6 protein-coding genes are annotated in these 6,895 nt (G+C 45.2%); 1 reads left to right on the forward strand and 5 read right to left on the reverse strand.

The genetic code is table 11. The features are described from left to right. Positions 1–322 precede the first annotated feature (322 nt). The 5 genes from H6B51_RS15655 to H6B51_RS15675 all read right to left on the reverse strand — a co-directional run bounded on the left by H6B51_RS15655 (position 323) and on the right by H6B51_RS15675 (position 6,195). Entirely contained in the window at positions 323–1,888 is a 1,566-nt protein-coding gene (locus tag H6B51_RS15655) for an IS1182 family transposase (protein WP_204884556.1), read from the reverse strand. Positions 1,889–2,043: 155 nt separating this feature from the next. Beyond that, positions 2,044–2,535, reverse strand: a complete 492-nt coding sequence (locus tag H6B51_RS15660; RefSeq protein ID WP_204884557.1) for a relaxase/mobilization nuclease domain-containing protein — start codon at positions 2,533–2,535, stop codon at positions 2,044–2,046. After that, on the reverse strand, positions 2,517–2,813 hold the full coding sequence (locus tag H6B51_RS15665) for a plasmid mobilization protein (protein WP_204884558.1): 297 nt from the start codon (positions 2,811–2,813) through the stop codon (positions 2,517–2,519). Before H6B51_RS15665 ends, H6B51_RS15660 begins: the two co-directional genes overlap by 19 nt. Positions 2,814–3,220: 407 nt before the next feature. Continuing rightward, positions 3,221–4,258, reverse strand: coding sequence for an ATP-binding protein (locus H6B51_RS15670; RefSeq protein WP_204884559.1), 1,038 nt, complete (start codon positions 4,256–4,258; stop codon positions 3,221–3,223). 5 nt (positions 4,259–4,263) lie between these two features. Further along, positions 4,264–6,195 (reverse strand): hypothetical protein, encoded by a 1,932-nt coding sequence (locus tag H6B51_RS15675; RefSeq protein ID WP_204884560.1) that lies wholly within the window; start codon positions 6,193–6,195, stop codon positions 4,264–4,266. A 507-nt stretch (positions 6,196–6,702) separates the two neighbouring features. On the opposite strand from H6B51_RS15675, the gene H6B51_RS15680 reads away from it, so the two are divergent. Then, the gene (locus H6B51_RS15680) at positions 6,703–6,864 is read left to right on the forward strand and encodes a DUF6809 family protein (RefSeq protein ID WP_204884561.1); all 162 of its coding nucleotides are present in this window, start codon (positions 6,703–6,705) and stop codon (positions 6,862–6,864) included. Positions 6,865–6,895 lie beyond the last annotated feature (31 nt).

The raw sequence follows: 6,895 nt of genomic DNA on the forward strand, positions 1-6,895 counted from the left end.
AGGTTTTACTTTCCTGCGGACGGCTTTTTTCTTTTTTTCGCCGGCTTTTTAATCAGCGTGCGCCCCTCTTGATTTGAGGCTATAAGAAATCTATTCTGAAAAATTTTTACGATTGTGAAAGCAAATACGAAATGGCACAGATATTTTGTATGTGCGACATCTCTCGCAACAAAAAAAGCGAATTGTCAAGGTACAGGCGGCACAGTTTATGCTGATGTATTAGAAGATTGGAACATTTAAGGCGTATTTATATAACGCCGTTTTTTAAGATATTTTTACTTGTATCATTCTGTTTCGGTGATCTCTACCGCTGTGGACAAGTTTATGGGCAAGATGTCAGAAACAGATCTTTATTAACACCATCCGCCGGGTCACCGATTGGTGACCCGGCGACAGCCTGTCGAGAAACCCGGTTTATGCATGAAGCATAAGCCGGGTTTCTGGCATATAGAGGCCAAAGAAGTACAAGCGTGAATGGAGAAAGCTTCTCCTTCCACAACCACTTGGCCAGTTTTTTCAGATTCATGGCAGCAAATTTAAGCTTCACCCAGTTGGACACTTGGGCCAAGCCTCTGTACTGGGTATAACGCATAGCGTGTTTTTCCTTGGCGTCGGCAAAGACCCGTTCAATGGTTTCCTTACGCCGCTTGTAGAGTTGCCGGTATTTTGGTGTATAGCGTGCGTCGTCCGCCAACTCCTCATAGTCTCTCCAGATGTGTCGCTGTACTGTTTTTACGCAGTCCTTGGAATGGGTGCACAGATGGCGGGTGGGGCAGTTGACGCAGATGCTGGGATCACTCCTGTATTCCCGGTAGCCATCCCGGTTGGTGGTATGGTAGGCCAACGCCTGGTACTCCGGGCAGAGCACGCAGTCATAGTACTCGTCATACACATACTTCCACCACTCGTGGCCGCCCTTCATGGTCTGAGGCCGCTTATAAGCGGTGGACAGCACACATCCGTCTTCAAACACCTTTTTGCAGATATGCGGGGTCTTATAGGCGGAATCGGCAACGATCGTCTCCACTTCCGGGAAATCCGCTGTCACACGGTCATAGACTTCATCAAATGCCACACTGTCATGTACATTTCCAGGGGTAATTACTGTCTCCAGAACGAATCCATGCTCGTCACAGGCGGTGTGGGCTTCATAGGCAAACTGCCGCTTGTGGTCTCCCTTTACAAACAAGCCACTGTCTGGATCGGTTACGCTCCGGGTCACCGTACGCAGCTTCTCCTTCTTCCGCCGGGCCAGCTTCTTCTTGGAGGTATTGTCTCTGGGCTTCTTTGCCGGAGCCGGTGGCTCGTCATCATCGTCAAAGGGTTTCTTGCCATGGATCTCCCGGTCTGCGTTTACCTCTTCCATCAGTTCCTTGGCATAGTGCTTGGATACCACCGGGATCTGGACCTTGACCTTCTTCTTGGTGTTCGCGCTGGCTTTGATGTGTGTGCCGTCAATAAATACCGCCTTAGGAGAAAGGTAGCCCGCTTCCGCCGCTTCCTCCAGAATCCAGTGGAATACCTGGTCTACGGTCTCCTCGGTAAAACGGTGCCGGAAGTTATAGCTCACCGTGGAAAAGTGGGGCGTTTCCTCTTGTAATGTATACCCCAAAAACCAGCGGTATGCTACATTTAAGCCTACTTCTTCTGCCGTCCGCCGAAGGGACGGCAATCCGTACAGATGCTGGATCAGTACCATTTTGATCAGCACCACGGGGTCTACGCTTGGTCTGCCGTTGTCCTCGCTATACAACGGCTTCACCATTTCGTATATACGGTCGAAATCCACTGCCTGATCTATTTTCCGAAGCAGGTGATCTTTCGGTACCAGGCTGTCTATTCCTACAATCTCTATTACATCACGATCTTTTTTTCCACGTTCCAGCATCTCCCTCACCTCCACCTCTATCTTATCTCATCTAAATGAAAAAGCCCAGCTTTTGCTGGACTTTTTCGACAGGCTGCCGCCGGGTCACCGATTGGTGACCCGGCGATTTACATTGCTACCAGGTTTGACGGTTACTCAGGGGCTACCAATATTTATTATGCCATCACACTATAGCTTGCGATGCGTGTCCCTTCTGAGATTTTAAAATCCACATACCATTTTGGCAGTAACCCCTGGATATATCCTCTCAGGCAATGCCAGTCAGAAACGCCTTCCGAATACATTTTCCCGGTCTCAAAAGATACCGTGTTGACTGCAAAATGCAGATGCAGGTGATCTGTGTCCTCATGCAGGCCATAGACCGACTGGTAATCTCTGTAATATCGGCATATATCAAACCCAAGTCTCATTACTTGCTCATATCCAATCTGTTCAGAACGGCCAAACGACAAAATAAAATGTCGGACACGACGGCCATGGTTCTTTCCCCAGAGATCTTTCACAAGCTGCATTTGCTGTGCGGCATTACGTACGTCTACTCCATATCCGCCGCAATAGCCGTACCCCATACGGCATACATAGTTTACCAAAGCGGCCAGTGCATCTTCATCGTTGTATGGCTTGTTCATCATGATAAGGACTGGCATAAATCAGACACCTCCTCTTGAAGCGCATCGATGACAGCATCATCCATCTCAAGCCTGGCTTGGTTTAACAGGGTATGAATCTTACACATATGCTCCATAGCTTTTTGGTTCTTTGCATTGCAGCCGGATACCTCTAAACCAAAGATAGCACGCCGGATCAGTTCACTTTCGCTCAATCCGCATTCCTCTCGTTTTTGACAAAATGTACGATATTCTTCTTCTGTAACACGCGCTTTCACGGTTTTGCTTTTCACTTCTGACGATTGCAGGCTCTTCATGACATTTTTGCTCCTTTTTTATTATTTATATAACATATTTGTAAAGAAATGTTGTTTATAAGCAGATGAATATAATCTATCTTTAGGAATAATGATATAGGAACAATAAAAGATAAGAAATAGAAACCAAATAGAAACGATAACCAAGTACAGTCAAATAAGCAGCAGCGGCTATAGGTACATGAGCAAAGTAGCCACAAGAGATATGCTTTGTGTCACATATCTCTTTACTCTATAGTTATATATCTGTAAAAAAGAATTGCTCCGGCAGGGCAACCTGCCGGAGCATATGAATCGGTTGCTAACCTGAATGCTAAAACCAGACAGGATAAAGGGAAAACCCACTTTCTATCCCTACTTTTTCAACTGGGTCAGAGAATTTTAGCAATTCATTCAGCAGCCTTATTCTACTTATCCCTTTGAGGGACACGGCTTATAACAGGCCTTCCAGACTTGTCGATGTACAAAAATTCCCCCACGCGCAGAGTACGGAGCAATCTCCTGTAATTCTCCGCTGAGTGTCCGTCATGTGCCAACCTTTTGGCAAGGTTGTAGATTTGGTCATCTCCTGGATAGAAGTAGGCTTGTAAAGCGGCTTGGTTCAGAGCCTTCAGTGTACTTTTGTTATCGATCCACTGTGAGGCAAACCAACCGGAAAAATGATATTTTCGTCCTTCCCGTAGAATCCGGGTAAAGATACTGTTTTCCGTAAAACGGAACCGCTGACACTCATCCAGGACTATGACCAGTGGGCAATCTGCCAGTCCACGGTTAAGCTTTTCTGACCACAAATCCGCCAGCATAAACTGAGTCATAATCGTTTGCGCTGAGATATTGGGGAGACTGTCAAAACGTAATACTGAGATCCCTGGCTGTTCCAGATTCCAGTTGTGCGTTTGGAGGTGGTGTGGCAGAAGATTGGCCAGATCCTGTAAGCGCAGCAGTGCAGGCGCCATAGTTTGAGCGAGTTTCCTGTCATTCTGTATCTGACAAACCAGGCCGGGGAAACCAAACTCTGCACCGCCACGATCCATGTATTCTTTTAATGTATTCCGCAGACACACTTGCTGTAAATTACCTTTTATCGGACAAGCAGACAGAATGGTCTCTGCAATCCTCACAGCAGTATCATAGTGGTTTTCTGGACAGTCTTTCTGCAAGAAAAGTGTGCGAAATGGATTGATACAGGCCTGATTTCTGACATCCAAGCAATCACAGGGTACGCAGATGCCGGTACTCAACTCAGATAAGGTGTGCAGATCTCCTGCGTAGTCAAATACAATGCATCGTACTCCCTGTTGCGGCAACTGAGTAATACAGTGCTTTAAAAAACAACTTTTTCCTTGCCCGCTTTGTCCAGAGACGTACATATGAAAATTAGAGGCTTCGTTCCAGTCAAGTGTAACTCCCATACGAGATAGCCCCAAGTGAATACGAACGTCCATTTTGCTCACCCCTCTTGAAACAGAGCGGGCTCGCCCAGACTCTCTATGAGTTCTCGTTTGAATTTGTAAACGCGAATGGTTTTTTTGCCATTCTTTTGAAGATCAAGGGAAATGCGGGATTCATAAGAATGACTATTGACCATTTTCCCGAAAAAGTACCCTTGGTCGGCAAGGTCTCGTTTAACCGCGCCAGGATTGCAAGCGGCGCTCTGACAGATGGTTTCAAATGCAATTCTATCAAAGCAGACGTATGTATCACTGTAATAGATTGCTCCGTGTGGAATAGCGGAAAGTGTCCGGAAAATCTGGTAGCACGGGAACCTGTTCTGGAGGATTGCCTGCTTTGCTGCCGCAATGAAACTATCCGCCAGTCCCTCCGGAGCTGCGAACTGGGCGGAACTTTCCTCCAATAGTTCGGCCATATAACTCATCCAACCATTATTCAGAATCTTGATCCCTGAGATAGATAGCTCCTGATAGAATCGCTCAAGAAAGGCTGCAACTCCACACATAGCACCCAATACCATTGCATGTTCTGCAGTGTACTCTTTGTCAGAGGACAGCTGCAAAGCCATTGGCACAAATGTCTGAAGCAAACGATTTAGCTCATCTATGTGTTTAGAAGTAAACGCCAAAAATGCAGACCAGTAATCTGCAGCACAAATAGACTCGCCCACAACCGCAGCACATTGCGTTAAATCAAAAGCGTCTGATGTTGCTGTGATGGGAATCCCATAAAACTTCCGCGACAGGTCTGCCGTACCGTCTGATAGCAGAACAGGAAGGGTTCCGAAGGCTAATTGGCCCACTTCTTTTTTATTTTTTATAATTGGAATTCTCCCACCGGATAACGCCTGTCCCAGGATTTCTTCATTTTCCGCAGAGTTCTTTCCGCATTGTTGATACTGAATGACGAACGGCTGGTCTTTATAAGCGGCAAGTGTGTGTGCAAAGTCATCTGGTGGCATATTCATGTTGAGTATCCTGTTGTGGTGAACAGAAAGAATCCTGTGAAGGTAGGTTTGCACCACTGGATTCGCAGCCTGAATAACAGGAATTTTTGATATCTGCACACCAAGATGAGACAATATTGACTGAAGAAACGATGTATGCATCCATATGATAAAAAAATTACGGAGCGGCTTGTCCAAAACAGGTTCCATACGACTCAGGTATTTTTCTGCCGCGGCTCTGGCGCTATACGGAATCTCAGCATATGCGCACTCGTAGGATTCCGGTGTGTCCGACCCAGCGCTGGTCCGAAACCCAGAAAATGTATAATAGAGTTGATGGTCATCTGTATTTACCCATCCGCCAAAGTAGGGCACAAACACTTCTGGTGCGTATCTATATGCTATGCTACGCAGCAATATCGCAACATGTTTTACAGATTTGTATATCCTTATAGATGTTTGGCTGGTTTTTTCCAGAAAAGTGATCCATTTTTTATCATTATAAATGTCATCCAGATTGATCATTCCAGGTTTTTCCTGTATGCTCAGTTTAACCAGAAGCTGCGGCTTTCTGGCATAGAACAAATCGTATTGGATTACCTTTACGGACTCGAATACGAAATGAGTCAGTTGTACAACGCGTCCACTTTCAGTAAAGCTGATATAGGCATTCCCCTGAACTTCTATAAGTTCTTTCAATGCCTCCTCTTTGAGAACCTTTTTGTTCAGCTGATTTTTGAGCTGCATATTCTCTTTTTGAAGCTGAAGCAAGGTATAGTCAGTCACTTGCTGAAAGTTGTAAGAGTAAAAAACCATGTTTTGTGGGGGATATTGTGTTGGATTTCCCACGGGAGTAGGGTTCTGCTGACATTCTTGCGAATACATCGGTGGATTCACTAACTGTTGATATTGCCATTGAGCAGGTGCCTGTGAATATACATCTTGGACTATGGGGAACGGGTATCGGTTCATATTATCCCACATATTATTGATCCTCCCTTACAGAAAAATTTTCCCTTGTGTTTCCCTTTAGGCTTGAACCGTGAGACACAAGCAGTAAATCTGATCAGTAAGAAAAGGTAATAAAAGTGAAAATTTTAAGGCAGTTTATGAAAAAATAAGGCACATCAGTACGTGTGAACTATTTGGATGAATAATTCAAATCCCGCCACTCGGACCATAACAGATACCGTAATTGATACAATTGTGTTAGTTACGGTATCTGCTTTTTTATGTCCTTTTCGATGAAAATAGGGTGTTTTCCTAAACTTTGCAACACATTTTGATTGCCGTTTCCGTGATACTGTTGTTTGTTCCGGTGTAATGATTCTGCAACCACTACATATTGTGCTTTTGTTTCGTTAAACAACCGCTATTCGTTATACAGCCGATACCAATAAAAATTGCTGCCTAGGTTTGTGCAACATAGTTACTTGCAATTCCCGAGCGGCAGAGTTAACATCACACACACTTTTTAAGGAGGGTGATGTTATGAGCATTTTAGAAGAATTCTGGTATGGCAACATCGAACCGGCAGAATATGATTCCTGCGCTACTAAGGAATACAGGGAAAGCCTAAGGCAACACCGCATAATAAGGCAAAAAGAACCGTCCTGCCAAGACATAGCTTTTGGCAGAACGGTTTGTGTTTAGAATTCTCGCAGAAGGCATACGGATTCAAGCC

The organism is Pseudoflavonifractor phocaeensis, assembly GCF_016901955.1.
GTDB classification, from domain to species: Bacteria; Bacillota; Clostridia; order Oscillospirales; family Oscillospiraceae; genus Flavonifractor; species Flavonifractor phocaeensis_A.